The organism is Micromonospora sp. NPDC047670, assembly GCF_043204915.1.
Taxonomy (GTDB): domain Bacteria; phylum Actinomycetota; class Actinomycetes; order Mycobacteriales; family Micromonosporaceae; genus Micromonospora.
Window position 1 is genome coordinate 273,064 of the sequence record NZ_JBIDDA010000008.1, and the last position, 26,718, is coordinate 299,781.

The 26,718-nt window shown below is 75.6% G+C and carries 25 protein-coding genes; 19 read left to right on the plus strand and 6 right to left on the minus strand.

The window, feature by feature from the left end:
• The first annotated feature begins 17 nt into the window (after positions 1-17).
• Positions 18-443 carry a winged helix-turn-helix transcriptional regulator gene (locus ACGF7U_RS21260; RefSeq protein WP_393109101.1) on the plus strand — a complete coding sequence of 142 codons (426 nt, stop codon included), beginning with the start codon at positions 18-20 and terminating at the stop codon, positions 441-443.
• Positions 444-679: 236 nt separating this feature from the next.
• On the opposite strand, the gene ACGF7U_RS21265 is transcribed toward ACGF7U_RS21260, so the two are convergent.
• Positions 680-1,027 carry an Lsr2 family protein gene (locus ACGF7U_RS21265; RefSeq protein ID WP_393109103.1) on the minus strand — a complete coding sequence of 116 codons (348 nt, stop codon included), beginning with the start codon at positions 1,025-1,027 and terminating at the stop codon, positions 680-682.
• A gap of 145 nt (positions 1,028-1,172) precedes the next feature.
• Positions 1,173-1,814, minus strand: coding sequence for a response regulator (locus ACGF7U_RS21270; protein WP_393109105.1), 642 nt, complete (start codon positions 1,812-1,814; stop codon positions 1,173-1,175).
• A gap of 65 nt (positions 1,815-1,879) precedes the next feature.
• Here ACGF7U_RS21270 and ACGF7U_RS21275 point away from each other — a divergent pair, with 65 nt between their 5' ends.
• The 5 genes from ACGF7U_RS21275 (at position 1,880) to lon (ending at position 7,402) form a co-directional block, all read left to right on the plus strand.
• A complete protein-coding gene (locus ACGF7U_RS21275; protein ID WP_393109107.1) occupies positions 1,880-2,620 on the plus strand; it encodes a sensor histidine kinase in 741 nt (246 codons plus the stop codon).
• Positions 2,621-2,704: 84 nt separating this feature from the next.
• Positions 2,705-3,574 (plus strand): manganese catalase family protein, encoded by an 870-nt coding sequence (locus ACGF7U_RS21280; RefSeq protein ID WP_393109109.1) that lies wholly within the window; start codon positions 2,705-2,707, stop codon positions 3,572-3,574.
• Between the two features lie 69 nt (positions 3,575-3,643).
• Entirely contained in the window at positions 3,644-4,750 is a 1,107-nt protein-coding gene (locus tag ACGF7U_RS21285; protein ID WP_393109111.1) for a putative manganese transporter, read from the plus strand.
• Positions 4,751-4,769: 19 nt separating this feature from the next.
• Positions 4,770-5,027, plus strand: coding sequence for a hypothetical protein (locus ACGF7U_RS21290; RefSeq protein ID WP_393109113.1), 258 nt, complete (start codon positions 4,770-4,772; stop codon positions 5,025-5,027).
• A gap of 38 nt (positions 5,028-5,065) precedes the next feature.
• Complete coding sequence (gene lon, locus ACGF7U_RS21295) at positions 5,066-7,402, plus strand: endopeptidase La (protein WP_393109115.1); 2,337 nt, start codon at positions 5,066-5,068, stop codon at positions 7,400-7,402.
• A 63-nt stretch (positions 7,403-7,465) separates the two neighbouring features.
• Here the strand turns inward: lon and ACGF7U_RS21300 are convergent, their stop codons facing one another.
• A complete protein-coding gene (locus ACGF7U_RS21300) occupies positions 7,466-7,960 on the minus strand; it encodes an SgcJ/EcaC family oxidoreductase (RefSeq protein ID WP_393109117.1) in 495 nt (164 codons plus the stop codon).
• Positions 7,961-8,015: 55 nt separating this feature from the next.
• Here ACGF7U_RS21300 and ACGF7U_RS21305 point away from each other — a divergent pair, with 55 nt between their 5' ends.
• Positions 8,016-8,480, plus strand: coding sequence for a MarR family winged helix-turn-helix transcriptional regulator (locus tag ACGF7U_RS21305; protein WP_393109119.1), 465 nt, complete (start codon positions 8,016-8,018; stop codon positions 8,478-8,480).
• A 57-nt stretch (positions 8,481-8,537) separates the two neighbouring features.
• Here the strand turns inward: ACGF7U_RS21305 and ACGF7U_RS21310 are convergent, their stop codons facing one another.
• The gene (locus ACGF7U_RS21310; protein ID WP_393109121.1) at positions 8,538-10,340 is read right to left on the minus strand and encodes a DEAD/DEAH box helicase; all 1,803 of its coding nucleotides are present in this window, start codon (positions 10,338-10,340) and stop codon (positions 8,538-8,540) included.
• Positions 10,341-10,445: 105 nt separating this feature from the next.
• Positions 10,446-11,321, minus strand: coding sequence for a hypothetical protein (locus ACGF7U_RS21315; RefSeq protein WP_393109123.1), 876 nt, complete (start codon positions 11,319-11,321; stop codon positions 10,446-10,448).
• Between the two features lie 133 nt (positions 11,322-11,454).
• Between ACGF7U_RS21315 and ACGF7U_RS21320 the strand changes: the two genes are divergently transcribed.
• The 3 genes from ACGF7U_RS21320 to ACGF7U_RS21330 all read left to right on the plus strand — a co-directional run bounded on the left by ACGF7U_RS21320 (position 11,455) and on the right by ACGF7U_RS21330 (position 13,872).
• A complete protein-coding gene (locus tag ACGF7U_RS21320; RefSeq protein ID WP_393109125.1) occupies positions 11,455-12,612 on the plus strand; it encodes a sensor histidine kinase in 1,158 nt (385 codons plus the stop codon).
• Complete coding sequence (locus ACGF7U_RS21325) at positions 12,609-13,214, plus strand: response regulator (RefSeq protein WP_393109127.1); 606 nt, start codon at positions 12,609-12,611, stop codon at positions 13,212-13,214. The genes ACGF7U_RS21320 and ACGF7U_RS21325 overlap by 4 nt, the downstream gene beginning before the upstream one ends.
• A gap of 136 nt (positions 13,215-13,350) precedes the next feature.
• On the plus strand, positions 13,351-13,872 hold the full coding sequence (locus ACGF7U_RS21330) for a 2'-5' RNA ligase family protein (RefSeq protein WP_393109129.1): 522 nt from the start codon (positions 13,351-13,353) through the stop codon (positions 13,870-13,872).
• Between the two features lie 169 nt (positions 13,873-14,041).
• Here the strand turns inward: ACGF7U_RS21330 and ACGF7U_RS21335 are convergent, their stop codons facing one another.
• Positions 14,042-16,261 carry a family 43 glycosylhydrolase gene (locus ACGF7U_RS21335; protein ID WP_393109131.1) on the minus strand — a complete coding sequence of 740 codons (2,220 nt, stop codon included), beginning with the start codon at positions 16,259-16,261 and terminating at the stop codon, positions 14,042-14,044.
• A 129-nt stretch (positions 16,262-16,390) separates the two neighbouring features.
• Between ACGF7U_RS21335 and ACGF7U_RS21340 the strand changes: the two genes are divergently transcribed.
• From ACGF7U_RS21340 to ACGF7U_RS21380, 9 genes are all read left to right on the plus strand, one after another.
• Positions 16,391-17,137, plus strand: a complete 747-nt coding sequence (locus tag ACGF7U_RS21340) for an ArsR/SmtB family transcription factor (RefSeq protein ID WP_393109133.1) — start codon at positions 16,391-16,393, stop codon at positions 17,135-17,137.
• A 159-nt stretch (positions 17,138-17,296) separates the two neighbouring features.
• A complete protein-coding gene (locus tag ACGF7U_RS21345; RefSeq protein WP_393109135.1) occupies positions 17,297-18,313 on the plus strand; it encodes a cytochrome P450 in 1,017 nt (338 codons plus the stop codon).
• Complete coding sequence (locus ACGF7U_RS21350) at positions 18,310-19,101, plus strand: isocitrate lyase/phosphoenolpyruvate mutase family protein (RefSeq protein WP_393109137.1); 792 nt, start codon at positions 18,310-18,312, stop codon at positions 19,099-19,101. The genes ACGF7U_RS21345 and ACGF7U_RS21350 overlap by 4 nt, the downstream gene beginning before the upstream one ends.
• Positions 19,102-19,241: 140 nt before the next feature.
• On the plus strand, positions 19,242-20,204 hold the full coding sequence (locus ACGF7U_RS21355; protein ID WP_393109139.1) for a DUF5715 family protein: 963 nt from the start codon (positions 19,242-19,244) through the stop codon (positions 20,202-20,204).
• A 4-nt stretch (positions 20,205-20,208) separates the two neighbouring features.
• Positions 20,209-21,819, plus strand: coding sequence for an asparagine synthetase B family protein (locus ACGF7U_RS21360; RefSeq protein WP_393109141.1), 1,611 nt, complete (start codon positions 20,209-20,211; stop codon positions 21,817-21,819).
• A gap of 162 nt (positions 21,820-21,981) precedes the next feature.
• Positions 21,982-22,296 (plus strand): GyrI-like domain-containing protein, encoded by a 315-nt coding sequence (locus tag ACGF7U_RS21365; protein WP_393109227.1) that lies wholly within the window; start codon positions 21,982-21,984, stop codon positions 22,294-22,296.
• Positions 22,297-22,436: 140 nt separating this feature from the next.
• A complete protein-coding gene (locus tag ACGF7U_RS21370) occupies positions 22,437-23,369 on the plus strand; it encodes a PfkB family carbohydrate kinase (protein ID WP_393109143.1) in 933 nt (310 codons plus the stop codon).
• Positions 23,370-23,450: 81 nt separating this feature from the next.
• Positions 23,451-24,452, plus strand: a complete 1,002-nt coding sequence (locus ACGF7U_RS21375; RefSeq protein ID WP_393109145.1) for a linear amide C-N hydrolase — start codon at positions 23,451-23,453, stop codon at positions 24,450-24,452.
• 149 nt (positions 24,453-24,601) lie between these two features.
• Positions 24,602-26,689 (plus strand): hypothetical protein, encoded by a 2,088-nt coding sequence (locus ACGF7U_RS21380; RefSeq protein ID WP_393109147.1) that lies wholly within the window; start codon positions 24,602-24,604, stop codon positions 26,687-26,689.
• The last annotated feature ends 29 nt before the right edge of the window (positions 26,690-26,718 follow it).

Here is a 26,718-nt window from a genome sequence, read left to right on the forward strand (position 1 = left end):
TGGGAGGAAGAAAGAGCATGGACACCGCGCTGCGCGCCGAGCTCGAATCGCGTGGAGTCGCCCCGGACTGCGTGGCAACCATCGTGCTCGTGCGCGACGTGCTCGCTCGCGTGGGTGACAAGTGGACCGTCTTGATCATCACGGCCCTGGCGTCCGGGCCGTTGCGCTTCACCGCCCTGCACGAACAGGTCGTCGGCATATCCCAGCGGATGCTGAGCCAGACGCTGCGCGCCCTGACCCGTGACGGCCTGGTGACGAGGACCGCGTACGCGGAGGTGCCACCCAGGGTCGAGTACGCGCTGACCCCGCTCGGCCGCTCGCTGAGCGAGGCCGTGGACGGCCTCGTGCGCTGGGTCCAGGATCACCAGGCCGACATCGTCGGCAACCGGGACGAGTTCGACCGGGCGCCCACACCGGCAGCAGCCGCGCCACCCGGCGCGTAGACCGGACGGCGTGCGCCCCCACGCGCCGAGCTGTGGTGGCGGGGTGGGTTCGTGCCGCCATCGCAACGTCGTCCGGCAGCCGGTCGACGGCCGGACCGAGGAATGCGTCGGCCGCTGAATGCGCCCGCTGCCGGACGCGGACCGAGGGAATGGCCGGCCGTGGGAAATGACCGGCGGGGCCCCGCTGATACCGCAGCGTGACCCCGCGGGAACGCGAGCGTGAACCGGTCGGCCGGTCAGCGGTTCTTGTAGGCCTCGACGACCTCGACCGGGATGCGACCGCGCTCGGAAATCTTGTAGCCGTTCTTGACGGCCCATTCGCGGATGGCCCGGTTCTGCTCCCGGTCCATTCCCGAGCCGCCCGGGGCGCCCGCCCGACGGGGTGCCCGGGTGGCGTCGATCGCGCCGCGACCGATCCGCCGGCCAGCGCTGATGTACGGGTCGAGGGCCTTGCGCAGCACGCCCGCGTTCTCGTCGGAGACGTCGATGGTGTATGCCACGCCGTCCAGGCTGAACTCGACGGTCCGGTCGGCCTTTCCGCCGTCGAGGTCGTCGGTCAGAACCGTGATTACTTTTCTCGCCATCGCCGATTACTCCCTGTGTGGGGCGGGGTGTGGTCAAAGTTTGACCTATGCCGCAGCAATTGCGCAACAATACGCGTCGTTTTCATTTCGGCGGGTCGCGTTATCGCGGGAAAACCGCGTGGGCGGCGCGCAAAGGCAGGGCAGTTCAGTCGCCCAGCAGGCCGGCCTGGCCGGCGAGCGCCGCGGCCTCGGCCCGGCTGGACACCCGCAGCTTGCGCAGCAGCGCCGCCGTCATCCGCTTCACGGTGCGCTCCGAGACGTGCATCCGCTCGGCGATCTCCACGGTGCTGTGACCTCCGGCGATCGACCGGAGCAGGCGCTGTTCCTCGACGTCGAGGTCGACCGGGCTCGCCCGGCCGGGTCGCAGCAGCGCGCGCAGCAGCTCCGCCGGCAGCACCGCCCAGCCCTCGAGGACGGCCAGCAGCGGAGGCAGCAGCTCCTCCGGCTCGGCGGTCTTCGGCAGGTACGCCTCGGCGCCGGCCCGCAGCGCCTCCAGCGCGGGCTGGGGGTCCGTCCCGCCGGACATCGCCACCACCCGCACCCGGGGCGTGGTCCGGCGGATCGCCGCCACCGCCCGGATCCCGCCCGGCGGGGGCATGTGCAGGTCCACCAGCACCAGGTCGGGCAGGCACCGGCTGACCAGCGAGGCGGCGGACGAGGCGTCGCCGGTGGACCCCACCACCTCCGCCCGCCCGTCCGTCGTGGCCGGCAGCAGCAGCTCCAGCCCGCGGACGAAGAGCGGGTGGTCGTCCACGACGGCCAACCGGACGACGGGGGGAGCGGGCATGTCTGGACCCTTCCCGAGCGGGTACCGATCATGCGGCGACGCGCCGAACGAGGGGGGACGGGCGGATGCGGGGACGGCACGGGTTCCAGGGACCGCGGCGAGGGCTCCGACGGGCGGGGCCGGGCCCGGACGCCGGGGACCCGGCGCTCGCCGACGCCGACCCGGACCTGCTGCTGCGCGTGCTCTGTCACGAGTTCCGCACCCCGGTCGCCACCCTCACCTCGCTCACCCGCGCCCTCGCCGACGACCGGAGCCCGCTGACCGGCGACGACCGGCGGGCCGTCACCGCGCTCGCGCACGACCAGGCCGTACACCTGGCGGACCTGCTCCGGGTCGCGGTGGCCGGCAGCTCGGCCCTCGCGCCGGCCACGCGGCCGGCCGAACCGGCGGCACCACTGGCGGAGATCCTGCGCGCGGCGGCGGTCCTCGTGCCCCGGCACCGGCGCCGGATCCGGGTGACCCGGCGGGCCGGCGGCTGTCCCGTGCCCGAGCGCCGGACCCGGCAGGTGCTGACCAACCTGGTGGAGAACGCGCTGCGCCACGGCCCGCCCGAGGGCCAGGTGGGGATCCACGCCGCGCTGCGCGGCTCCGGCCTGAGCATCCTCGTCGTCGACGAGGGGCGTGTCGACGCGGCGCTGGTCGAGGCGCTGCGCCGGCCCGCTCCCGCCCCGGGGGTGTCCGGCCTCGGGCTCTGGATCGTCCGGCGGCTCCTCGCCGCCGACGGCGGACGGCTGCACCTGCACCGGCTGCGGCCGCGCGGGGTGGCCCTCGAGGCGGTGTTCCCCCGCGCCGCTCCGACAGGTTGACCCCGCCGGGTCACCGGTCGGCCCGGACGGGCCGCCGTCCCCGGGAACCTCCTCGGCGACAGCCGACCAGACCGAGGAGGACAGGTGTTCAGCCACATCAAGGACCTGCAGTTCGAAGCCAAGCCGGACGGCCCCGACGCCGCGTTCGCCCGCCGGCTCCAGGAGATTCTGGGCGGCAAGTGGGGCGAGATGACCGTCGCCAACCAGTACCTCTACCAGGGCTGGAACTGCCGGCTGCCCGGCAAGTACAAGGACCTCTTCCTCGACGTGGGCACCGAGGAGATGGGCCACGTCGAGATGATCGCCACGATGATCACCCGACTGCTGGAGAACGCGCCGCTCTCACTCCAGGAGGCCGCCGACGACAACCCGATGGTCGGGGCGATCTACGGCGGGTCGAACCCGGCGCACTTCATCCACGGCGGCGGCGGGGCGCTGCCGACCGACAGCAACGGCGTGCCGTGGAACGCCGCCTTCATCACCGCCAGCGGCAACCTGATGGCCGACTTCCAGCTCAACGTCACCGCCGAGGCGCAGGGCCGGCTCCAGGTGGCGCGGTTGTTCAACATGACCGACGACCCCGGGGTCAAGAACATGCTGCGCTTCCTGCTGGCCCGCGACACCATGCACCAGAACATGTGGATGGCGGCGATCGAGCAGCTCAAGGAGGACGGCCTGGAGGAGATGCCGGTGCCCGACGCGTTCCCGGACTCCAAGGAGTTCACCGAGAAGTTCAGCTACACGTACCTGGACTTCTCGCCGGGCACGGACGCGTCCGAGGGGCGCTGGGCGTCCGGGCCGGCGCCCGACGGCAAGGGCGAGTTCCGCTACGACCACAGCCCGCGCGCGCACGCGCCCGAGCCGGTCCTGCCGCCCGGCGACCCGCGCCTCTACGGCACGAACCCGAGCCTCGCCGGGGGAGTCGTCAACAAGGTCAAGAGCAAGATCACCTGACGTCCTCGCGCCGGGCCGTCCGCGAGCGGCGGGCGGCCCGGCGACGCCCGTACCCGGAGGAGGTGTGCCGTGACCGAACTCGTGCTCCGCCCGCTCGCGGACGCGTTCATGCAGGTGGGTGTCTACGTCGCCGTCATGGTGGCGCTCTTCGGCTGGCTGCGCTGGCGCTACGGCGACCGGGTCACCGACGGGCTCACCAACCGGCCCCGGCTCGGCCCGCTGGTCGGCGCGCTGCTGGGCGTCAGCCCCGGCTGCGGCGGGGCGATCGTCCTGATGCCGCTCTACGCTCGGGGGAAGGTCTCCTTCGGCACGGTGATCGCCGCCCTGGCGGCCACCATGGGTGACTCGTCCTGGGTGGTGCTCGCCTGGAACCCGCTGTTCGCCCTCCAGATCCACGCGCTGCTCTTCGCGGTGGGCCTGGTGACCGGGTACGTCGTCGACGCGCTCGGCATCGACCCGGCCCGCGCGGCCGACCGGCGGGCAGCCGGCCCCGGCCCCGCGCCGGTCGGCCTGGCCGCCGCCGGCGGGCCGGACCTCGCCGGATCGCGGCGGCTGCTCGGCGGGCTGCCCCGGGTGCCCGCGTCCACGGCGTTCTGGGGGTTGACCACGCCCGCGTTCGCGGTGTCGGTGCCGGTGGTCTTCCAGATGGTCGACCCGGCCGCGCTGACCCGTTCCCTCGGGGGCGTCGACCCGTACCTGGCGCTGGGGATACTCGGCACGCTGACCGCGGCGCTGATCTTCGCGGCCGGCCGGGGACGGCTCGCCGACGACACCCTGGAGACCGCGCAGCCCCGCTCGCTGCGCCAGACGCTGCGGCACAGCGCCCACGAGGCGTCCTTCGTCACCGTCTGGGTCGCCGTGGCGTACCTGGGCTGGCAGGTGGTGACCACCGCGACCGGCTTCGACGGCTCGCAGCTCGCCCTCACCGGCCTCGCCGGCGTGCTCGTCGGCGCGGGGATCGGCCTCATCCCCGGCTGCGCCGTGCAGATCGTCTTCACCGGCCTGTACGTCAGCGGCGGGCTGCCGCTGCCCACGCTGGTCGCCAACGCGATCAGCCAGGACGGCGACGCGCTGATCCCGCTCGCCGCGCTGCGCCGGCACTCGGCGGCGCTGGCCACCGTCATCACCACCGTCCCCGCGGCGGCCGTCGGCGCCGCCCTGCTCGTCCTGCTCTGACGACCGGAGGGAGATCCCGATGTCCGTGGCGGTCCCGATGCCCCGCGTGCGGCGCAAGCTCGTCGTCTTCGCCGCGCTGACCGGTGTCGCGGCGCTGGCCGGGCTGCCCGGCTGGACGGTCGCCGCGCTGGCGCTGACCAGCCTGGCGATCCCGTTCGCCGTGGCGGTCGCCGGGGGCGGCGCCCAGGTGCGTGAGCTGCTGTTTCCCTCGCGGGCCGCGACGCGGCGCAGTGGTGTGGGTCACAGTCCGGAACAAGGGGAACGCTTTGTTACTTGAGTTGGACACGCTCAACTCAACGCGATAGCAGGTGTTCGATGGCAACTCTCCCGGTACTGCCCCTGACCGACGCCGTGCTGCTGCCCGGCATGGTCATCCCGGTGACCCTCGACCCGACCACCCAGGCCGCCGTCGACGCGGCCCGCGCCACGGGTGACCACAAGCTGCTCGCCGTGCCCCGCCTCGACGGCGAGTACGGCCCCGTCGGCGCGGTCGCCACCATCGAGAAGGTCGGCCGGCTGCCCAGCGGCGAGCCGGCCGCCGTCGTGCGCGGCCTGTCCCGCGCCCGGATCGGCTCCGGCGTCCCCGGACCCGGCGCCGCCCTCTGGGTCGAGGCGACCGAACTCGACGAACCCGCCCCCGCCGGCCGCGCCCGCGAGCTCGCCCGCGAGTACCGCGCCCTGATGACGTCCGTGCTCCAGCAGCGCGGCGCCTGGCAGGTCATCGACGCGATCGAGCGGATGACCGACCTCTCCGAGCTCGCCGACTCGGCCGGCTACGTCTCCTGGCTCAGCCTCGCCCAGAAGACCGAGCTGCTCGCCGCGCCGGACGTCACCGCCCGGCTGGAGCTGCTCGTCGGCTGGGTGAAGGACCACCTGGCCGAGCAGGAGGTCGCCGAGCAGATCAGCACCGACGTCCGCGAGGGGCTGGAGAAGTCCCAGCGGGAGTTCCTGCTGCGCCAGCAGCTCGCCGCCATCCGCAAGGAACTCGGCGAGGACGAGCCGGACGGCTCCGCCGACTACCGCGCCCGCGTCGAGGCCGCCGAGCTGCCCGAGAAGGTACGCGAGGCGGCGCTGCGCGAGGTCGGCAAGCTGGAGCGGGCCAGCGACGCCTCCCCGGAGGCGGGCTGGATCCGCACCTGGCTCGACACGGTGCTGGAGATGCCGTGGAGCACCCGTACCGAGGACAACACCGACCTGGCCGCGGCCCGCGCGGTGCTCGACGCCGACCACGCCGGCCTGGCCGACGTGAAGGACCGCATCCTGGAATACCTGGCGGTGCGCAACCGCCGCGCCGAGCGCAACCTCGGCGTCGTCGGCGGTCGCGGCTCCGGCGCGGTGCTCGCCCTCGCCGGCCCGCCCGGCGTCGGCAAGACCAGCCTCGGCGAGTCGGTCGCCCGCGCGCTCGGCCGCAACTTCGTGCGGGTCTCCCTCGGCGGTGTCCGCGACGAGGCCGAGATCCGCGGCCACCGGCGCACCTACGTCGGCGCGCTGCCCGGCCGGATCGTGCGCGCCCTGCGCGAGGCCGGCTCGATGAACCCGGTGGTGCTCCTCGACGAGGTGGACAAGCTGGCCGTCGGCTACTCCGGCGACCCGGCCGCCGCCCTGCTGGAGGTGCTCGACCCGGCGCAGAACCACACCTTCCGCGACCACTACCTGGAGGTCGACCTCGACCTCTCCGACGTGCTCTTCCTGGCCACCGCCAACGTGGTGGAGACCATCCCCGGCCCGCTGCTGGACCGGATGGAGCTGGTCACCCTGGACGGGTACACCGAGGAGGAGAAGGTCGCCATCGCCCGGGACCACCTGCTGCCCCGGCAGCGGGAGCGGGCCGGGCTGACCGCCGAGGAGGTCAGCGTCGACGACGAGGCCCTGGCCCGGATCGCCGGCGAGTACACCCGGGAGGCCGGCGTCCGGCAGCTCGAACGCTCGCTCGCGAAGATCCTCCGCAAGGTCGCCGTGGCCCTGGCCACCGAACCGGGCCCGGTCCGCGTCGACACCGGCAACCTCGCCACCTACCTCGGGCGGCCGAAGTTCACCCCGGAGTCGGCGGAGCGGACGGCCGTGCCCGGCGTGGCCACCGGCCTGGCCGTCACCGGCGCCGGCGGCGACGTGCTCTTCATCGAGGCCACCAGCATGGAGGGCGAGCCGGGGCTGACCCTGACCGGTCAGCTCGGCGACGTGATGAAGGAGTCCGCGCACATCGCGCTGTCGTACCTGCGCTCCAACGGGCGGCGGCTCGGGCTCGACCCGAACGCCCTCGCCGGGCGGCGGATCCACCTGCACGTGCCGGCGGGCGCGGTGCCGAAGGACGGCCCCAGCGCCGGCATCACCATGGTGACCGCGCTCGCGTCGCTGGCCAGCGGTCGGCCGGTGCGGCCCGAGTTCGGGATGACCGGCGAGGTGACCCTCTCCGGTCGGGTGCTGCCCATCGGCGGGGTCAAGCAGAAGCTGCTCGCCGCCCACCGGGCCGGCCTGACCGAAGTGATCATCCCGGCCCGCAACGAGCCGGACCTCGACGACCTGCCCACCGAGGTCCGCGAGGCGCTGACCGTGCACACCCTGGCCGACGTCGCGGACGTGCTCGCCCTGGCACTGCGGCCGGCCGAGGCCGACACCGAGTCGCTGGACGGCCCGGCGCTCGCGGCCGTCTGAGCCTGCCGGGCGCTCCGGCGTGCTGGGGCCCCTGTCGTCGGGACGGACGACAGGGGCCCCGTGCTAGGCGGCGGCGCGGGTGCGGCCGAGCCCGAGCCGGCGCGCACCACGCCCCATGGCCCGCGACAGCCGGGCGGGCGCCGAGCCCGGCGCGGGGATCCGCACCGGCCGGACCCGGCCGTTGTGCAACGCGGTGAACCGCCACCCGTGGGCAGTCCGCACCACGACCAGGGTCTGCCGGGACAGCCGGCGGCGCGGCAGGCGCGAACGCCAGGGCATCAGCACCGAACCGGTGCCGTGCACGATCGCCACGTCGGCGGTCACCGCCCGGATCGACTCCACCTCGCCGACCAGCGCGGAGCCGGCGAGCACGCCCCGGAAGAGCCGGTCGTGCGCGTCCTGCATCGGCGCCCGCCCGGCCGCCCGGGTGCCGTCGTACGACACGTAGTCGGAGTCCTCGGTGAAGCAGGCGCCGTACGCGATCGCGTCGTTGTCGGTCCACGCCCGCAGCAGCCGGTCGAAGAGGTCGCGGATCTCCCTGTGGTCGTTCTCGGTCATGGTCGCCCCCTGCTAAAGTTCGACTGTCGAAATCTAAGCTAGCAGGAAGTTTCGAATGTCGAAAGATGAGCTGATCCGCCAGGTGGCCGGAGAGATCCGGCTGCTGCAGCAGAGCTTCGACGCCTTCGACGAGGCGGCCGCCGGCCGGCTGGGCATCAACCGGACCGACCTGCGGGCGCTGGACGTCGTCCTCGGCCGCGGCCCGGTGACGGCCGGCGAGTTGACGACGGCGCTGCGGCTGAGCCCGGCGGCCACCACGACGGTCATCGACCGGCTGGAGCGGGCCGGCCTGGTGGCGCGCACCCGGGACGCCGCCAACCGGCGTCGGGTGCTGGTCGAGGCGACCGAGGCGGCCCGGGCGGCCGAGCGGAGCATCTACCGGCCCGTCGGGGAGGCCGGCCTGCGCGCCCTGGCCCGCTACGACCAGCGGCAACTCGAAACGATCATCGACTTCCTCGGCACCGCCCGCGCCGTGCAGCAGGAGCACACCGAACGGGTGACCGGGGAGCCGGCCGACTGACTCCCGCCCGGAAACGGGCGTGGCCCCCGCCGCAACGGCGGGGGCCACGTCGGTGCGTCAGCGCCGGTTGCGCCGGTCACCGAAGTCGCGGTCGCGGCGCTCGCGCCGGTCGGCCCCGTCGAAGCGGCGCTCGCCGCCCCCGTCACCGTCACCGTCACGGTCCCGGCGTACGGTCGCCTTGCGGCCCTTGATGGTGCTGCCGCGCAGCCCCGCGATCACCTCGTCGGCGACGCCCTGGGGCACCTCCACCAGCGAGAACCGGTCGGCGATCTCGATCGACCCGATGTCCCGGCCGCTGACGCCGGTCTCGCCGGTGATCGCGCCGACCAGGTCCTGCGGGCGGACCCCGGCGCGCCGGCCCAACCCGATGAAGACCTGGGTGGTGCCGCCGGTACGGGGCCGGGCGCCGCCGCGCCGCTCGCCCCGGCCGCCGCCCTCCGGCCGCCCCTCGCGCGGACCCCGGACCGGGACCTGCGGGATCTCCTCCTCGTCGTCCGAGCCCGGCGAGGTCGCCTCGTGCGCCAGCTTCACCGCCGCGAGCGCCACCTCCACCAGGTCGAACTCGTCGGTCAGCGACTCCACGATCGCCCGGTACGGGTCGAGGTCGTCCTCCAGCAGGCTCTCCCGCAGCGCCCCCTGGGTCAGCTCCAGCCGCCGGGTGCGCATGTCCGCCACCGTCGGGATCTTGTCGATGGTGATCCGCTGGCCGGTGACCCGCTCGATGGTCTTGAGCATCCGGTGCTCGCGCGGCTCGGCGAGGGTGATCGCCACGCCCTCCCGCCCCGCCCGGCCCACCCGGCCGATCCGGTGCACGTACGACTCGGGGGCCGACGGGACGTCGTAGTTGACCACGTGGGTGAGCTGCTCGACGTCCAGCCCGCGGGCGGCCACGTCGGTGGCGACCAACAGGTCGGCGGTGCCCGTGCGCAGCCGGCCCATCACCCGGTCGCGCTGCTCCTGGCTCATCCCGCCGTGCAACGCCTCGGCCCGGTAGCCCCGGCCGTTCATGGTCTCGGTGAGCCGGTCGACCTCCTCCCGGCTGCGGCAGAAGACGATCGCCGCGGTGGGCGACTCGACGTCCAGCACCCGGCCCAGCGCCGCCGGCTTGTGCCCCCGGGCGACGATGTACGCGCTCTGCCGCACCCGGGGCGCCTCGCCGGCGACCGGCTGCTCCCGGGCGATGAGGATGCGCACCGGGTCGGTCAGGTGCTGGCGGGCCAGCCCGTCGATGCGCGCCGGCATCGTCGCCGAGAAGAGCACCGTCTGCCGCTGCGCGGGCGCGTGCTCCAGGATCGCCTCGATGTCCTCGGCGAAGCCCATGTCGAGCATCTCGTCGGCCTCGTCGAGCACGACCGTGGCCAGCGAGCCCAGGTCGAGCGTGCCCCGGGCAATGTGGTCCAGCGCGCGGCCCGGGGTGGCCACCACGACGTCCACCCCCGCGTCCAGGGCGCGCAGCTGCCGGCCGATCGGCTGCCCGCCGTAGATCGGCAGCACCCGCGCGCCGAGGTCCTTGCCGTAGCGGTGGAACGCCTCGGACACCTGCACCGCGAGCTCGCGGGTCGGCACCAGCACCAGCGCCACCGGGGCGCCGGGCCGGTCGTCGGGCATCCGCTGCAGCAGCGGCAGGGCGAATGCGGCCGTCTTGCCCGTACCGGTCGCGGCCTGACCGAGCAGGTCCCGGCCGGCCAGCAGGGGCGGGATCGCCTCCCGCTGGATCGGCGTGGGCTCCTCGTAGCCGAGGGCGGAGAGCGCGCCCAGCAGCTCGGCGCGCAGCCCGAGATCCGCGAAGGCGGTCGCCTCGTCGGGGGCGTCCGGGGAGGGGTCGGTCGGTGGGTCGTGCCGTACGGGTGCGGAACTCATACGACAAGTTTTTCATCACCACCGGCCGGTGGTTTCGCCGACCGGCACAACAGCCCGCCCGGGGTGGGGCGCCGCCCCGTGCCGGCGACCCACCCCGGGCGGGGGTCAGCGGGTCGACAGGGCCAACACGACGGCGAGCCCGATGACCGTGTCGAAGACCGCGCACCACTCGGCGTAGCCGCGCGGGACGACCCTGTCGCCGCGGTGGTGCGCCACGTCCCAGACCGCGTGGCCGAGCCAGCCGGCGGCCACCAGCCAGCCGGCCAACTCACCGTCGACCGTCATGGCGGCCAGGACCAGTGCCGCCCAGGCGACCAGGCCGGCCAGCTGGAGGGCGAGCGTCCGGCGCTCGCCCAGCCGCCCGCGCGCCGCGCCGATGACCAGGTAGGCCGCCGGCAGCGCCAGCAGGAACAGCGCCGGGGGCACCAGCGGGAAGAGGAGCATGTCCAGCGTCATCAGCAGCGCGAGCCCGGTCGGCCAGCGGCGCGCCAGCGCCGCGACCAGCCGGTGACGCCGGACGGCGGGGGCGGCGGCCGGGTGCCGGGCGTACTCGGCCCGCCGGTGCAGCACCGCGAGCGCCATCGCCGGGACCATCAGCAGGTGGCTGCCGAGCAGCAGGGCGTCCGCCCCGAGCAGCCCGGCCTCGAACGGTACGAGCAGCACCAGGACCGGCAGGTACATCGCCGCGGTCATCTCGCCGACGGCGGCCCAGGAGTGGCGCCGATACCGCATCCACACCGCCATGCCGATGCTCATGTCCGTCGCCATCAGCACGGCGTCGACGTCGGCCCGCCCGAGGAGGGCGGACAGGCCGAGCGAGGTGCCCACGTTCGTCCGGAGCGGCCCGAGCAGCAGCATTCCGGCGACCATCGCCAGCGCCATCTCCAGCAGGTGCCGCAGCAGCGCGGCGTGCGGCCGCGCGGTACGGGCGTGGCCGGCGTGCGGCGCCGTAGGGCAGGTGTTCGTCGTCATCTCCGTCATGCGTTCGAGCCTGCTGGCGGGTGGGCGCGGAGAACACCCGCGCGGTGTCACCCGTCGACGGTGCGGAACGCACGGCCGATCCGTGCGTCCGGCGGTACGGCGGTGGGCCGGTGTCGCCCCTACCATTCGGACCGTGGCGTTCGACCCGACGGTGTCCGGACCGGACCGGCACCTGCGTCGGGCCCGGGCCGGCGCGCTGGTGTCCCTGGCGGTCGGGGCGGCCTCCGCCCTGGCCCTGCCGGCGGTCGGGCTGGCCCGGGAGCCGGCGGGCCTGCGGGTGGCGCTCGGTTCGGCGGGGCTCGCCGCGGTCGCCGTGGTGCTGGCCGGGGCGTTGTACGCGGCCGTCACGCCGGACGTGACCGACCGGGTCCGCCGCCGGTGCCGCGTGGCGTTCGCCGTGGTGGCGGTGCTGAGCGTGCCGCTGGTCGCGCCGGTCGCCGCCGGGACGTGGCCGACGTGGGCCTGGCTGGGCGCGTCGATCGTCGGCGCGGTGCCGCTGGTCGCCCGGCTCCGGGCGGTGCTTCCCGTGGCGGCGGCGACCGTGGCCGTCGCCGCGGCGGTGGCGGCGGCCACCGGGACGTCCGTCGGCCGGTCCCTGGTGGTCAGCGGCGGCGTCGGCCTCGGCCTCGCCGCCGTGACCGGGTTCCAGGTGTGGTTCTGGGACCTGCTGGTGCAGGCGGGCCGGGGGCAGGTCGCCCAGGCCCGGCTCGCGGCGGCGCAGGAGCGGCTGCGCTTCGCCGGCGACGTGCACGACCTGCTCGGGCACCATCTCACCGTCATCGCGCTGAAGGCGGAACTCGCCGCCCGGCTCGCGGCTACCGACGCCGAGCGGGCGGGCCGGGAGGCGGCCGAGGCGCAGCGGCTGGCCGCCACCGCGCTGACCGAGCTGCGCCGCACCGTGCACGGCTACCGCCGCGTCGACCTGGCCGAGCAGGTCACCGCCGTCGGGCAGGTGCTGCGCTCCTCCGGGGTGCGCTGCACGGTGGTGCCGCCCGCCGGCGAGCTGCCGGCGGAGGCGGCCGCCCAGCTCGCGGCGGTGCTCCGCGAGGCCGGCACCAACGTGCTGCGGCACAGCCGGGCCGGCTGGTGCCGGATCGAGATCGACCAGGAGGCGGACGTGGCGCGGATGACGGTGACCAACGACGGCGCGGGCGCGGCCACCGCGCCCGACCGGCACAGCCACGGGCTGCGCGGGCTGGCCGAGCGGCTGGCCGTCGTCGGCGGTGAGCTGCGGACCCACCAGGAGGACGGCATCTTCACCGTCGAGGCGACCGTGCCGACGGCGTCATGATCCGGGTCCTGCTCGCCGACGACGAGGAGCTGATCCGGGCCGCCCTCGCCGCCCTGCTGGACCTGGAGGAGGACCTGACGGTGGTGGCGCAGGCGGCCGACGGCGCCGCCGCGGTGACCGCCGCCCTGGCCCACCGCCCCGACGTCGCCGTGGTCGACCTGACGATGCCCGGCCCGGACGGCTTCCAGGTCGCCGCCGAGCTGACCCGGGTGCTGCCGTCCTGCGCGGTGGTGATCCTCACGGGCCAGGGCCGCCCCGCGCACCTGGCCCGTGCGCTCGCCGCCGGGGCCCGTGGGTTCCTGCCCAAGGGCGCGCCCGGCGGGGCCCTGGCCGACGTGATCCGGCGGGTGCACGCCGGCGGCCGGTACGTCGACCCGGCGCTGGCCGCCGACGCGCTGACCATCCCGCCGTGCCCGTTGACCCCGCGCGAGCTGGACACGCTGCGGTTGGCCGAGGACGGCGCCCCGGTGGCGGTGGTCGCCCGCCGGGCCCACCTGTCCAGCGGCACGGTCCGCAACTACCTCGCCGCGGCGGTGCAGAAGCTCGGTGCGACGAGCCGGGCGGAGGCGACGCGGACCGCCCGGGACAACGGCTGGCTCTGACCGGTCCGCGCCCCGACGTGCCCGGGGCGCGGACCGGTCGGGGACGACGGCTGGCGCGGGGCGGGCCAGGCCCGCGCGCCGGGCGCAGACGGCGCCGAGCGGCTCGCGCGGGCAGGCCGCCGGCTAACCTGGCGGCGTGCGTACGGTCGAACTGCTCTGCTCGCCGGGCCTGGACGCGGCGGTACGCGGGGCGTGGGCGCGGCTGGCCGCGGCGGGGCTGCCCAGCCTGGCCCGCAACGCCCACCCGACGAACCGGCCGCACCTGACCCTCGCCTCGGTGGACGAGTTCCCGCCCGGCGCGCGGGAGCGGCTGACGGCCCTCATCGACGCGGCGGTGCCGCTGCCGGTGCGGCTGGACCGGATAGCCGTCCTCGACGGCAGCGCCCCGCTGGTGTGGCTGGTCCACCCGTCGCCGGCGCTGAGGGCGCTGCACGCGGCGGTCTGGGACGTGCTCGCCGGGGCGACGGGGCAGCATCCGTGGCACGCCCCGGGGCGGTGGCTGCCGCACCTGAGCCTGGCGCTGCGCTTCCGCGACGCCGACCGCCGGCTCGCCCGCGCCGTGGCGGGCGTCGACCGCCCGGTCGGCGCCTTCGTGGCCGGGCGCAGCTACGACGGGGAGAGCCGGACGGTCAGCCCGCTCGGCGGCGCCGAGGGGTGACCGGTGGCATCGTCGTGACCGGCGCCGGCGGGTCCACGCTGCTGCCGTCCGACCGCGCGGCATCGGCACCTGGCCCGGCGGCTCCCGTCACCTCGGTCACGGGAGCCGCCGGGCGTCCGGCGCCCTGCCTCGTCGCGGTCTCACCCGTCGGACGGCGGGCAGGCCCTGCTCAGCGGTGGAAGCGGACGTAGTCGAACTGCGCGGTGAGCGCCGGGTCGGCGCCGCCGTGCGCGACCAGCCCGATGCGGGGGGTGGTGTCGGCCGGGAAGGTCCACACCCCGCCCCACGTCCAGTTCCGCCCGTCCCGGCTGGAGCCGGCCCGGAACTCGTGCTCGCCGGTGGCCGGGTCGACCCGGTGCGCCAGCCGCAGCCAGGTGGTGGTCGCCGGGGTGCCGACGATGTTGCCGCCGTACACCGGCTGGCCGGCGAAGGGCAGCTCGTAGCCGTACTCGACCTGCCGGGTGTTCCAGATGGCGACCTGCGCCAGCCGGGCGAAGCGGTCGTCGTCGACGTAGGCGACCAGGCCGGCCTGCTGGTAGTTGCGCACGGTCTCCTCGCCGAGGTCGAGGGTCACCTTCGTCTCCACCACGTAGTCGCCGGTCGGCGCGTCGCGCAGCAGCACGCCGGCGGTGTTGCCGGTGCCGGTCAGGTCGGCGCCCTGCACCGGCCAGCGCAGCGCCCCGCCGGAGACGGTGGCCGCCGGGTCCGGCCGGACCCACCGCCACGCCGGGTCCAGCCCGTCGGTGAACTCGTCGGAGAACGCCGGCAGCAGGCCGCCGGCCCGGGGCCCGGGCACGGTGTGCCGCACGGGCCGGTGCAGCCGGGCGACGCTGACGTTGTCGAACCCGGCGTCCCCGCCGGTGGCGGTCAGCGCGATCCGGCCGACGACCGGCCGCTCCAGCCGCAGCGAGACCACGGCCACCTGGTCACCGAGCCGCGCCGGGCTCAGTTCGGCCGTGAGCTGCCGGCCGCGTACCTCGACGGCGAGGTTGTGTCCGGCCGCCGCGTCGAAGCCGGCGGGCAGCGGCGCGCTCGCCGTGCGGGCGCCGTCCCGGGCGACCAGCCGCCCGGCGGCGGCGTCCACCCGCACCGCGACGCGCTCGCCGAGGGTGAGCCCGGCCGCGCCGGTGGCGGCCGGGCGCAGGTCGGCCTCCGCCCGCACGTCGCCGCCGACGGTGGTACGACCGGACAGCGTGCCGTTGCCGGTGAGCCGGCCGTCGGTGACCCGCCAGTCCCCGGCGGTGCCGTCCCAGCCGGCGAGGCCGGCGTCGAAGCGCTCGTCCACCCGGCCGGTGGTGACCGGTGCGGGCCGTGCGCCGTCCGACGGGCCGGCGCCGGCGTTCACGGTCGGCCAGCCGTCGATCCAGTCGAGGCGGTCCAGCAGCATGGGCCGCTCGTTGATGCCGAACGGCTCGTCCAGGTACGGGTCGGCGCGGTCGATGGCGTGGTAGACGATCCAGTCCTGGCCGGACAGGTCGGTCAGGAAGCCGTTGTGGCCGGTGCCGATCCAGCGGTTGCCGTTCTGGGCGAGCACGGGGGTGCCGCCGGCCCGGGACGCGGTCAGCGGGATGCCGTCGCGGTCGACGAACGGTCCGCGCGGGCTGCGGGACCGGCCGACGTGCACGGAGTAGCCGGTGGCCGGGCCGGCGCAGCAGTTCGCGGTCGACGCGAACAGGTAGTACCAGCCGTCGCGGCGCAGCACGTAGCTGCCCTCGAACTTGTTGTCGATGGCGACCAGGGTCGGCGTGCCGACGGCGCGCAGCCCGTCGGGGGAGAGTTCGGTGACCGAGATGCCGCCGTAGTAGCTGCCGTAGTAGAGGTAGTGCCGGCCGTCGACGTCGGTGAACTGGCTCGGGTCGATGGTCCACAGCCAGCCGCCGCCACCGCCGGGGCGGGGCGCGACGACGGGTTCGTCGGCGAAGGTCCAGGGGCCGGTCGGGGTGGGCGCGGTGGCCGCGCCGACGGCGAAGTCGCCGCCGTCGGGGGAGACGGTGGTGTCGGTGACGGTCACGTACATGACCCAGCGGTCGCCGACCCGGCGTACGTCGGGGGCCCAGAAGCCGGCGCCGGGCGCCGCGTACGCCGGGCGCTGGTCGGCGCCGAAGGCGTCCCCGACGTACGTCCAGTCGACCAGGTCGGCGGAGCGCGCGGTGGGCACCCGGTGGAAGGTGCCCTCGCCCTCGCGCAGCGGGTCGGTGGTGCCGTACGCGTACCAGAAACCGTCCTCACCGCGGACGATGACCGGGTCGGCGAAGGTGTCGGCGAACCCGGCAGAGACCGGGTTGCGGTAGCGGGGGTCGGGGGCGGCGGCGGCCGGCGCGGACGCCGTCCCGGCCAGGACCAGACCGATGACGGCGGCGAGCGCGCCGGCGCGGCGGAGATGTCGCATCAGACCTGCCTCGGGTGGGGGATGTCGACCAGGATCAGTGCGTCCGTTTCTACAACGTTGGATACAACGTTGTAAAGACTCGCTGAACCTTCGGTGGGCGCCGGAGAGTGCCCGTGTCAGCATGGGCCGGTGACTACCGCCGCCACGGATGGCCCGGCTCTGGCCCGGCTCGCCGCCCTGCTCGCCGACGACACCCGAGCCACCATCTGCCTGGCCCTGCTCGACGGCCGGGCGTGGACGGCCGGGGAGCTGGCCCGGCTCGCCGGGGTGGCGGCCTCCACCGCCAGCGACCACCTCACCCGCCTGGTCCGGGGCGGCCTGCTGGTCGAGCAGCGGCAGGGGCGGCACCGCTACGTCCGGCTCGCCGACCCCTCGGTGGCCCAGCTGATCGAGGACCTGGCCGGCCACACGCCGGCGCGGCCCGAGCCGGCCCGGTCACTGCGCGCCGCCCGCGCCGGCGCCGCCCTGGCGTACGCCCGCACCTGCTACGACCACCTGGCCGGCCGCCTCGGGGTGCTGCTGCGCGACGCGATGCTCACCGGCCGGCTGCTCGACGGCGCCGACGGGCTGGCGCTGACGCCGGCGGGGCTCGGCTGGCTGGACGGGCTGGGGGTGCCGGTCGCGCCGCTGCGGGCCGCCCGCCGCCCGCTGGTGCGCGACTGCCTGGACTGGACCGAGCGCCGCCCGCACCTGGCCGGGACGCTGGGTGCGGCGCTGTGCGACCGCTTCTTCGAGGTGGGCTGGCTGACCCGGGGCGGTGGCCGCGCCGTCCGGCTGACCCCGGCCGGCGCTCCCGCGCTGGCCGCCGCGCTCGGCCTCGCCCCGGCCGACCTCGCGCCGGACGCCGCACCGGACACCGGCGGGGGCCGCGCCTGACCCGGCAGCCCGGCATGCCGGCGGTCGTCGGTTCCGATCACCGACGGGTGCGCGGTTGCGCTGCACCGGCCGCCGCCACCGCGACCGACCCCGGCAGGGCCACACCGTCCGGCCGACAGTTCGGCGGGCGCCGAAGGAACCCGGCCCTACCGTCGTGGCGTGACCGTCAACGACCTCGTCATCGCGCCGGCGCCCGGCACGCCGCCCTGCGCCCCGCCCGCCTTCGACCCGGACACCGGCTGGACGGTGACCCGGCACGCCGACGTGCGGGCGGTGCTCGCCGACGCGTCCTGCCAGGTGCCTGTCGCCCCGGACGGAGCGCCGGGCACCCTGGCCTGGCTGCGCGGCTCCGTCAGCCGGTTCAGCGCCCCGCACCGGCACCCGACCCGCCGGGCCGCCGGCGTCGCCGTCCTGGCCGCTCTCGACCCCGACGGGCTGCGCGCCGCGGCGGCCCGGCTGACCGGGGACGCGCTCGACCGGGCCGGTGACCGGCTGGACGTGATGGCGACCCTCGCCCGGCGCGTACCGCTGTCGGTGCTGGCGGCCCGCCTGGGGCTCGCCGACCCGGACGCGGCCGTGCCGGCGGTGACCGCCGTGGCGGCCGCCTACCACCCGGGTGCGGACGCCGCCCGGGTCGCCGTGGCCGACCGGGCGGTGGCGGCGCTGGTGGCGATGACGCCGCCGGGCCCGCCCGAGGAGGTGGCGAACCGGGTCGGCCTGCTGGTCCAGGCGTGCGACGCCACCGCCGGACTGATCGGCGCGGCCACCCGCCACGGACTGCCGCTGCCCTCGACCGTGCCGACCGGCGACCTGCTCGCCGAGGTGCTCCGGCTCGACCCGCCGGTGCGCGGCACCCGGCGGGTCGCGGTCGCGCCGGTCCGGCTCGCGGGCCGCGACCTCGCGCCGGGCGACGAGGTGCTGCTGCGCTTCGACGCGGCCAACCGGGATCCCGCGGCGCACGCCGACCCCGACCGCTTCGCGCCCGGCCGGCCGGGCGTGGCCCTGACCTTCGGCGCGGGACCGCGGGGCTGCCCCGGCGAGCGGCACGCGCTGGCCCTGGCCGCCGGGGTGGTGCAGGTGCTGCGCCACCGCTGCCGGACCGTGCCCGCCCCGGTGACCCACGAACCACACGCGCTGCTGCGCGTCGCCACGAAGATCGAGGTGGAGAACCGATGAACGAACGCCGCGCCGCCTTCCACGCCCTGCACCACACCGGCCGGCCGCTGCTGTTGCCCAACGCCTGGGACCACGCCAGCGCCGCCGCGTACGTCGCGCGGGGATACCGTGCCGTCGGCACCACCAGCCTGGGGGTCGCGGCGGCCGCCGGCCTGCCGGACGCGGCGGCGGCGACCCGGGCGGAGAACGTCCGGCTGGCCCGCGCGCTGCGCGGGCTCCCGGTGCTGCTGACCGTCGACGTGGAGGCGGGCTGCGCCGACGACCCGGCGGCCGTCGCCGACCTGGCCGCCGAGCTGGCGGCGCTCGGGGTGGTCGGGATCAACATCGAGGACGGCCGCGGCGACGGCGACCTCGACCCGCCGGAGCTGACCGCGGCCAAGGTGGCCGCCGTCAAGGCCGCGGTGCCGGACCTGTTCGTCAACGCCCGCACCGACACGTGGTGGCTCGGCGTGCCCGACCCGCTGCCGGAGACGTTGCGCCGCGCCCGCGAGTACCGCAACGCCGGCGCCGACGGGATCTTCGTGCCCGGGACGCCGGACGCCGGCACGATCGCCACCCTCGTCGCCAGGGTCGACGCGCCGCTGAACGTGCTGCACCGGCCCGGCGGGCCCACCCTCGACGAGCTGCGGTCGCTCGGCGTGGCGCGGGTGAGCACGGGCTCGCTGCTGTTCCGGGTCGCGCTCGGCGCCGCCCTGGACGCCCTGGACACCGTCCGGTCGGGTGCCGCGCTGCAGGAACCGCCCTCGTACGCCGAGGTGCAGCGGTTGAGCGGGGAGTCCCGGCCGTAGCGGTTCGTGCCGGCCGCGCTTTCACACGGCCCCTTAGGAGGAGATAAGAGGATTGTTCGGACTCATCCCGTCCCGCCTGATTACGGTGTGCCCAGGGGCGATGCACACAGTGATGTCGTGACGGGAGAGAGGACCCGACCATGCGAGTGCCCAGCCGAAGTCCGGGACAGCAGCCCGGTCCCTCCGTCACTCCCGCGGCCCGCACGCGCCGACGCGTGCCCGGCACGCCGCCCCGTGCGGCCACCGCGCCGGACCTCGACGCCTACCGGGCGGCCGTCGCCGACCTGCTGGTCGAGGTCGGCGCCCTGGCCGGGGCGTCGTGCACGGCAGCCCGGCAGGTGCTGATCGACGACCGGCTGCGCGAGCCCGCGATCGCCGCGGTGCTCGACGCCACCCCACAGGGGCTGATCGGCGCCCGCGAGACGCTGCTGCTGGAGATGGCCCGCTACCAGCCCAACGCGCGCAGCTCTGCCGCCGACCTCACCGCGCTGGTCCGGATCTACCTGCTCTCCCGCGTCGACGTGATGTGGTGGCGCCACGCCCCGACCTTCCTCACCGACGCCCAGGTCGACGCCAGTCCGGACCTGGTGGACCTGGAGTGGCTGCGCCGCCGCGACCTGCTCCGCTTCCGCTACACCGAGCAGCCGGAGACGCTGCTCGGGCGGGGGGTGCGGGCCGTCGGGCGCCGGCTGCGGCCGCACGCCACGCCCCGCACCGCCGGGCTGCGGTTCCGGCGGGCGCGGCGGGAGGTCGTGGCGCTGCTCAACGACATCGGCCGGGAGTTCGCCGCCACCACCCCGCCGGCCACCCCGCCGCTGTGGGTGACCAGCCTGGTCCGCAGCGCCGAGCACCAGCACCGGCTGCGCCGCCTCGGGTACGCCGCGATGGTGCCCAGCGGCCACTGCCTGGGCTGGGCGGTCGACGTCGAGCTGGAGTGGTTCGGCCGCTTCGGTGTCCGGGACACCCTCGCCGAGCTGTTGCTGGCCCGGCAGCGCGCCGGAGAGGTCAACGTGGTCGACGAGGGGCAGGCCTGGCACCTGTGCCTCGCGCCGAGCGCGAGCCGGCGGCTGCGCCGCGCGTACGAAGCCGAGATGGGGGTCTGAGCCGATGTGCGGCATCGCGTTGAGCCTCGGCCCCGAGGCCGACCCGACGACCTTCCGGCGGATGCTCGCCACCCTCGTCCCGCGCGGCGAGGTCACCGAGACCCGCTACGAGAACGGCCTGCTGACCGGCACCCGCCGGCTGCGGGTGGTGGACCGGGACCGGGCCGTGCAGCCCTGGACCTCCGCCGACGAGCGGTGGCTGCTCTGCTACAACGGCGAGGTCTTCAACCACCACGAGCTGCGCGCCGAACTGGTGCGGCTCGGACACCGCTTCCGCACCGCCGGCGACACCGAGGTGGTGCTCGAGGCGTTCCTGCGGTGGGGCGAGGGCATCGTCACCCGGCTGCGCGGCGAGTACGCCTTCGCGGTCGTGGAACGGGCCACGGGCCGGGCCTACCTGGTCCGGGACCCACTCGGCGTGAAGCCCCTCTACTGGGCCCGCACGCCCGGTTGCCTGCACGTCGCCAGCGAGGTGAAGGCGCTGGTCGGGCACGGCGCCCCGATCGCCGAGGTGCCGCCCGGGCACCACGGCTGGGCCGAGCCGGACGGGCAGGTCCGGCTGCGCGCGTACGTCGACCTGCTCGCCCTCGGCGACGGGCTGCCGGTGGTGGACGACCCGGACGAGGCCGCCCTGCTCGTCCGTGCCGCCCTCACCGACAGCATCCGGATGCGGGTGGACACCGACCTGACCGTCGGGGTGGTGCTCTCCGGCGGGCTGGACAGCTCGCTGGCCCTGCTGCACGTACGCGAGATGCACCCCGACTGCGTCGCGGTCACGGTCGGGGTGCCGGACAGCCCCGACGTGGCGTACGCGCGGCGATTGGCGCGGGACCTCGGGGTGCCGCACGAGGTGGTGACGCTGCGCCCGCGCGACATCCGGCTGGCCGACATCCGGGAGGCCATCCGGATCTCGGAGCTGACCGAGTACGGCGACATCATCAACGCCGTGGTCTCCGTGCCGCTCTTTCGTCGGCTGCGTGAGCTGGGCGTCAAGGTGGTGCTCACCGGGGACGGCTCGGACGAGCTGTTCGGCGGCTACCCGATGTACCACGAGGTCGGCCCCGAGGCGTCCCGCCGGCTCTTCCTGCACAAGATCCGCAACCTCTGCCGTACGGAGTTGCAGCGCGTCGACCGGACCAGCATGGGGTACGGGGTCGAGGCCCGCGTGCCGTTCCTCGACCTGAGCCTGGTGGAGCTGGCGATGCGGCTGCCGATCGGGCTGAAGATGCGCGAGGGGCAGGAGAAGTGGATTGTCCGCCGGGCCTTCGCCGACCTGCTGCCCGACTACGTCCGCCGTCGGCCGAAGAACCCGATGTCGTACTCGTCGGGGCTGCACGAGCGCGCCCGGTTGTACCGGCCGTTCTTCGCCCGGCTGCACCGCTCGTTCGGCTACCACCTGCTCGAACCGGTCCGCCGCGACTTCGACAGCGTGCTGACCCGCTGCGACAACGACCTCGACCGGGCGCTGGCGGCCGGCCGGGCCCGGCCCGACTACACCGTCCTGGAGCACGCCCGTGACCTGGTGGGCGCGGCCAGGTGGAACGCCGCGCCGATGGTGCGCCGGCTGGTCGGCCCGCGCCGCACCCGGGGCGACGAGGCGGCGCTGCCGGGGTGAGGCGACGCCCCGGGGTTGACTCTGACACGGTGTCACCGTCGACCGTAGGGGGGCCATGTTCAGTATCGGAGACTTCGCCCGACTGGGCCGGGTGTCGGTGCGGATGCTGCGCCACTGTTCCGCCGGCTGGCCGCCGCCGGGGTCACGCCGAGCGGGCCGGGCATCGCCTGGTACGCCCCGGCGGGGGAGGCCGACGCAGAGGCGGTCGTGGTGCACGCCGGGGTGAGCGTGACGGCCGGTCCCGCTGCGGCTGTCGACTTCGCCGTGGTCGACCTGCCCGCGGTGGACGCCGCGGCGACGATCGTGCACCGCGGCCCGATGGACGAGGTCGAGCGGAGCATGGCGGTGCTGGCCCGCTGGATCGAGGAGCACGGCTACCGGGCGGACGGCTTCGCCCGTGAGGTATACCTCGACTACTGCCAGGACGACCCGGACAACGGCGTCACCGAGCTGCAGCTGCCGGTCCGCCTGGCCTGAGCGTCGACCGTCCACAAGCTCGTACCGCCGGGCGGCGGTGGCCGGGAGGACGTCCGTACCCGCCGTGGGCCGGTGGCCGAACGGGCCGGCCGGGAGCGGGCCGAGGACTGCGCCGCGCCGCCCGGGGTAACACCAGAGCCATGACGGGACTGGACGTGATGGTGGTCGGGCAGGTGGCCCGGGACCTGGTGCTGCTGGTCGACGAGGTGCCGGAGGCCGGCGGCAGCGCGCCGGTGCGCCGCCGCCGCGAGCTGCTCGGCGGCAAGGGGGCCAACCAGGCCGTCGGGCTCGCCCAGCTCGGCGCGTCGGTCGGGCTGCTCGGCGTGGTCGGCGACGACGAGGTGGGGGAGCGGCTGCTGGCGCAGGCGCGGGCCGACGGGATCGACGTCGAGCGGGTGCTGCGCCGGCCCGGCACCCCGACCGGTCTCATCGTCGACGTGGTCGACGCCGACGCCCGCTGGCGCTACCTGGAGGACCTGCCCGAGGCCACCCTGCTCGACCCGGACGACGTGGCGGGGGCCGCCGGCGCGCTGCGCGCCGCGCGAGCCGCCCTGGTGCAGTTGCAGCAGCCCGCGCGGGCCGCCCTGGTCGCGGCCCGGACCGCCCGGGAGGCCGGCCGGCTGGTCGTGCTCGACGGCGCCCCGACCGACCTGGCCGACACCGACGAGCTGCTCGCCCTCGCCGACGTGCTGCGCGCCGACGCGCAGGAGGTCGAGCTGGTCACCGGCGACGCGCCGCGCGACGCCGAGGGCGGCCTCGCCGCCGGGCGCAAGCTGCTGCGGCGCGGCCCGTCCCTGCTGGCGATCGAGGTGGCCGGGGAGGGCAACGCCTTCGTCTGGCCGGACGGCGAGCTGTTCCTGCCGCTGAGCGAGACGCCCACCGTGGACGACACCGGCGCCGGAGACGCGTTCGTCGCCGCGTTGACGCTCGGCCTGCTGCGCGGTGAGCCCCGGGACCGCGTCGCCCGCTACGCCGTGGCGGCCGCCGGCGCTACCGTCGGCCACCCGGGCGGCCGCCCGGCGCTGACCGACGAGGCGATCCGCGAGCAGCTCGCGCGGATCCCCTCCGGCTGACCGTCCCGCCGCCGGTCGCGCGGCGGAGCGGCCGATCGGCCGGTGGACAACCCTCGATTCCTGCCCTAGCGTCCAGAGGATATGCGGAGGACTCTCCTGGGCACCGGTGTCGCCCTGCTGCTCGCTGTGACCGCCTGCTCCAGCGCGGAGCCCGGGCCGCCCGCGTCGCCGGCGACGCCGGCCGGCACGCCGAGCGCCTCCCGGCAGGACCCCGGCCAGGTCGAGAAGACCCTGGCCAGCCTGCGCAGGGTGAACGACCTTCCGCTGTACGAGATGACCTACGTCGGGGCGTACGACGCGACGGTCGGCACCGACGCGCGCCCGGCCAAGGCGTTCGGCTGCTCCCTCTTCGCCGCCACCGGCGACCCGGCCCGGCCGCTGTTCGCCCGCAACTTCGACTGGGACGCCAACCCGGCGCTGGTGCTGCGCACCGACCCTCCGCAGGGGTACGCCTCGATCTCCGTGGTGGACATGTCCTACCTCGGGGTGGGCTCCGACCCGACCGGCGACCGGCGGCTGCTGAACGCGCCGCTGCTGCCGTTCGACGGGATGAACGAGCGGGGCCTGGCGATCGGGCTCGCCGCCGACGACGGCGCGCGGGCCGTCGCCGACCCGGGCAAGGCGACCGTCGGGTCGGTCCGCATCCAGCGTCTGGTGCTCGACCAGGCGGCCACGGTGGACGAGGCGGTGGCCGTCTTCGAGCGGTACAACCTCGACTTCACCGACGGCCCGCCCCTGCACTATCTGCTCGCCGACGCGACCGGGGCCTCCGCGGTGGTCGAGTTCGTCGACGGGAAGATGTCGGTCGACAGGGGACGCGGCGACTGGCGGGCGCTGACCAACGTGCCCGTCGTCGGGGTGGACGAGCAGCGCCGCCGCGCCGACCACCGCTACGGAGTGATCGCCGCCGCGCTCGACAGGACGGGCGGCACGGTGGACGCCCCGGCGGCGTTCGAGATCCTCAACGACGTACGCCAGTCGCACACCCGCTGGTCGGTGACGTACGGCCTGCGCAGCGGCGAGGTCCGGCTGACCACCGCGACCGGCGGCGGCGAGCGGCGCTACCAACTTCCCGTGACCTGACCCACCCCCGTTTCGGCGGCGCGCGCTCCGGCTCGGCGGCGTGGGACCGCGCCTACGGCCGGTCGGTGGAGGCCCGCGTCTGCCGCGCGTCGGCACGCGCCGCCGAAATTGCTTGATCCTCAGACCACCGGCCGGCCATGCTGGCCGCGATGAGGAGCGAGTGGTACGTCCGGCTGCACCGCGCCCTGGTCGACCTTCGTGCGCGAAGAAGCGCCCCAGAGGTAGCCGATCGCCACCTGCGCTCGTGGGGCGGGCTGGACGACGGGCTGCCCCGGCTCGTCGGGGACCCGACATCGGGCGGCGTGGACGGCGGTGCCGGATTCCGCGATGTGGTGCCCATCCTGCTCGCGGCCGGCCGCGACGAGGACGTTCACCGGCTGCTGGCGTGCGAGCGACCCGCCGGGTCGGGACGTCCCGGCATGGTGAACGTGTGGTTCGACGCCCGCCATCGCGTCGGCGACGTCGACGGCTATCTCCGCGACCTCGACGCCGCCCGGCAGCGCGCGCGGGAGGCCACCGACGCCGACGTCGCGGCGGGACGACGGCCCGCGTCTCTCGGGCTCGAGATGCGGTACGCGCTGATGCGGCACTGCGCGAGAGCCGCGGGCGAGCGCGTCCACGACGAACTGGCGGTGCTGCTTGTCGAGACCGGCGTCTGGGACGCCACCCGAGCCGTGTCCAACGCCCGCCGCCACGACGGGAGCGAGGATCGCTGCCGGGCCCTGCTCGCGCTGCTGCCGTACGTGCCCGAGACCCGGAAGCCCGGCGTGGTGCGTGAGGCGATGGTCGCCGCCGTGGTGAAGGCCGGGAACGGCGTGCGGGGCGGTGCGAGCGACCCGCTGGTAGACGAGGTGGCGCCGATGCTGCCCGCGGATGACTGGCCCCGGATCCTGTCCCTGGCCGAGGAGGACGACGAGGGCTGGCCCCCCACCGGGTCGGCCTTGACGGCCCTGGTCCCGCTCCTGCCGGTCGAGCTGATGGGCCGGGCCCTGACGATGGCGGCCACCCTTCCTCCGAGCATCCACCGCGCGATCGCGCTGGAAACGCTCGCGCCACGTCTGCCAGCCGTGCTGGCCGTCCACGCGCTTCCGGCGGCCCGGGAGATCGCTGAACCCGAGTATCGCGCCGACGTACTGATCGCCCTGCTCCCGCGTCTGCCGGACGACGTCGCCGCCCCGGTGCGTGCCGAGGCCCGTGCCGTGGTCGGGGCCGTCAATCCGCCGGTGGAGGGCGAGTATCCGGTCCGGCGCCGGCGCTGGACCGGGCTGATTCCGCTCCTGCCCGTCGAGGAGCGGGCGGCGGCGCTCGCCGAGGCGATCGCGGGGGAACAGGACGCCGAGGGTCACGCTGAGCTGTTGGCGGAGGTGGCCGCCGAGCTGCCCGCCGCGCAACGCGGCCTGCTGCTGGCGGAAGCGTTGAGCGTGGCGGGCCGCATCACCGACGCGTGCGGCAGAGCCCGGACGCTGATCGTCATCGCCGACCTGCTTCCCCCGGCGGCGCAGGCGGCGGCGCTGGCCGAGGCTCTGGCGTCGGCGCGCGCGATCGGCGCATCCGTCGACCGGGCACAGACGCTGATGTCCGTAAGCGAGCGGCTGCCGGCGACGGAGCGGAAGGCCCTGCTGGACGAGGCGCTCGCCGACGCGCGACGCGTCACCGACGATGGCGACCGCGCGTACCTGCTGACCGAGATCGCCGGCCTCCTCCCGATGGACCGGCAGGGACCGCCCCTGGCCGAGGCCGTCCGCGCGGCCCGCGCCGTTGTCGACGACGACCGCCGGATCGAGCTGCTCCTGGCGGCGGCGGAGCTGCTGACCGGACCGGAACGACGCGCGGCCCTGGCCGCCGCGCTGGAGATCAGGCTCGACCACGTCGGCTACGAGACCTTCTTCAACGGCAAGGTGCTGGACGAGCTGGCGCCGGTCCTCCCCGAAGACCTGATGATCGAGATGCTGGAGGCCGTGCGGGACACGGGCCGGCGCGGGTATCTGGCCCGGGTGCTGCACGACCGGGCCGAGCACCTCTCGGGCGCGGCCCTGGAGGCCGGTCTGGCCATGGCGCGGACCATCACCGGCCGCGGGCGGGCCCGTCAGCGCTCGGCTGCGCTGACCGCTCTCTCCGACCAGCTACCCGCGCAACGGCGCACCGCAATCCTGGAGGAGGCACTCGCGGCCGCGCGCGAGGCCGGCAGCGACCTGACCGACATCGCCGCCCGGGACATCCATCGGTGGTGGCCGTGACCAAGGTCGTCACGGCGGGGCGGGTCGTT

Coding starts and splice junctions, on each gene's coding strand:
- ACGF7U_RS21300 (WP_393109117.1), bottom strand. CDS start 7,960: ATGACCGAGAACGACCACAGGGAGATCCGCGACCTCTTCGACCGGCTG.
- ACGF7U_RS21370 (WP_393109143.1), top strand. CDS start 22,437: ATGACGGGACTGGACGTGATGGTGGTCGGGCAGGTGGCCCGGGACCTG.
- ACGF7U_RS21350 (WP_393109137.1), top strand. CDS start 18,310: ATGAACGAACGCCGCGCCGCCTTCCACGCCCTGCACCACACCGGCCGG.
- ACGF7U_RS21290 (WP_393109113.1), top strand. CDS start 4,770: ATGTCCGTGGCGGTCCCGATGCCCCGCGTGCGGCGCAAGCTCGTCGTC.
- ACGF7U_RS21380 (WP_393109147.1), top strand. CDS start 24,602: ATGAGGAGCGAGTGGTACGTCCGGCTGCACCGCGCCCTGGTCGACCTT.
- ACGF7U_RS21265 (WP_393109103.1), bottom strand. CDS start 1,027: ATGGCGAGAAAAGTAATCACGGTTCTGACCGACGACCTCGACGGCGGA.
- ACGF7U_RS21310 (WP_393109121.1), bottom strand. CDS start 10,340: ATGAGTTCCGCACCCGTACGGCACGACCCACCGACCGACCCCTCCCCG.
- ACGF7U_RS21360 (WP_393109141.1), top strand. CDS start 20,209: ATGTGCGGCATCGCGTTGAGCCTCGGCCCCGAGGCCGACCCGACGACC.
- ACGF7U_RS21270 (WP_393109105.1), bottom strand. CDS start 1,814: ATGCCCGCTCCCCCCGTCGTCCGGTTGGCCGTCGTGGACGACCACCCG.
- ACGF7U_RS21375 (WP_393109145.1), top strand. CDS start 23,451: ATGCGGAGGACTCTCCTGGGCACCGGTGTCGCCCTGCTGCTCGCTGTG.
- ACGF7U_RS21335 (WP_393109131.1), bottom strand. CDS start 16,261: ATGCGACATCTCCGCCGCGCCGGCGCGCTCGCCGCCGTCATCGGTCTG.
- ACGF7U_RS21305 (WP_393109119.1), top strand. CDS start 8,016: ATGTCGAAAGATGAGCTGATCCGCCAGGTGGCCGGAGAGATCCGGCTG.
- ACGF7U_RS21315 (WP_393109123.1), bottom strand. CDS start 11,321: ATGACGGAGATGACGACGAACACCTGCCCTACGGCGCCGCACGCCGGC.
- ACGF7U_RS21355 (WP_393109139.1), top strand. CDS start 19,242: ATGCGAGTGCCCAGCCGAAGTCCGGGACAGCAGCCCGGTCCCTCCGTC.
- ACGF7U_RS21325 (WP_393109127.1), top strand. CDS start 12,609: ATGATCCGGGTCCTGCTCGCCGACGACGAGGAGCTGATCCGGGCCGCC.
- ACGF7U_RS21275 (WP_393109107.1), top strand. CDS start 1,880: ATGCGGGGACGGCACGGGTTCCAGGGACCGCGGCGAGGGCTCCGACGG.
- lon (WP_393109115.1), top strand. CDS start 5,066: ATGGCAACTCTCCCGGTACTGCCCCTGACCGACGCCGTGCTGCTGCCC.
- ACGF7U_RS21260 (WP_393109101.1), top strand. CDS start 18: ATGGACACCGCGCTGCGCGCCGAGCTCGAATCGCGTGGAGTCGCCCCG.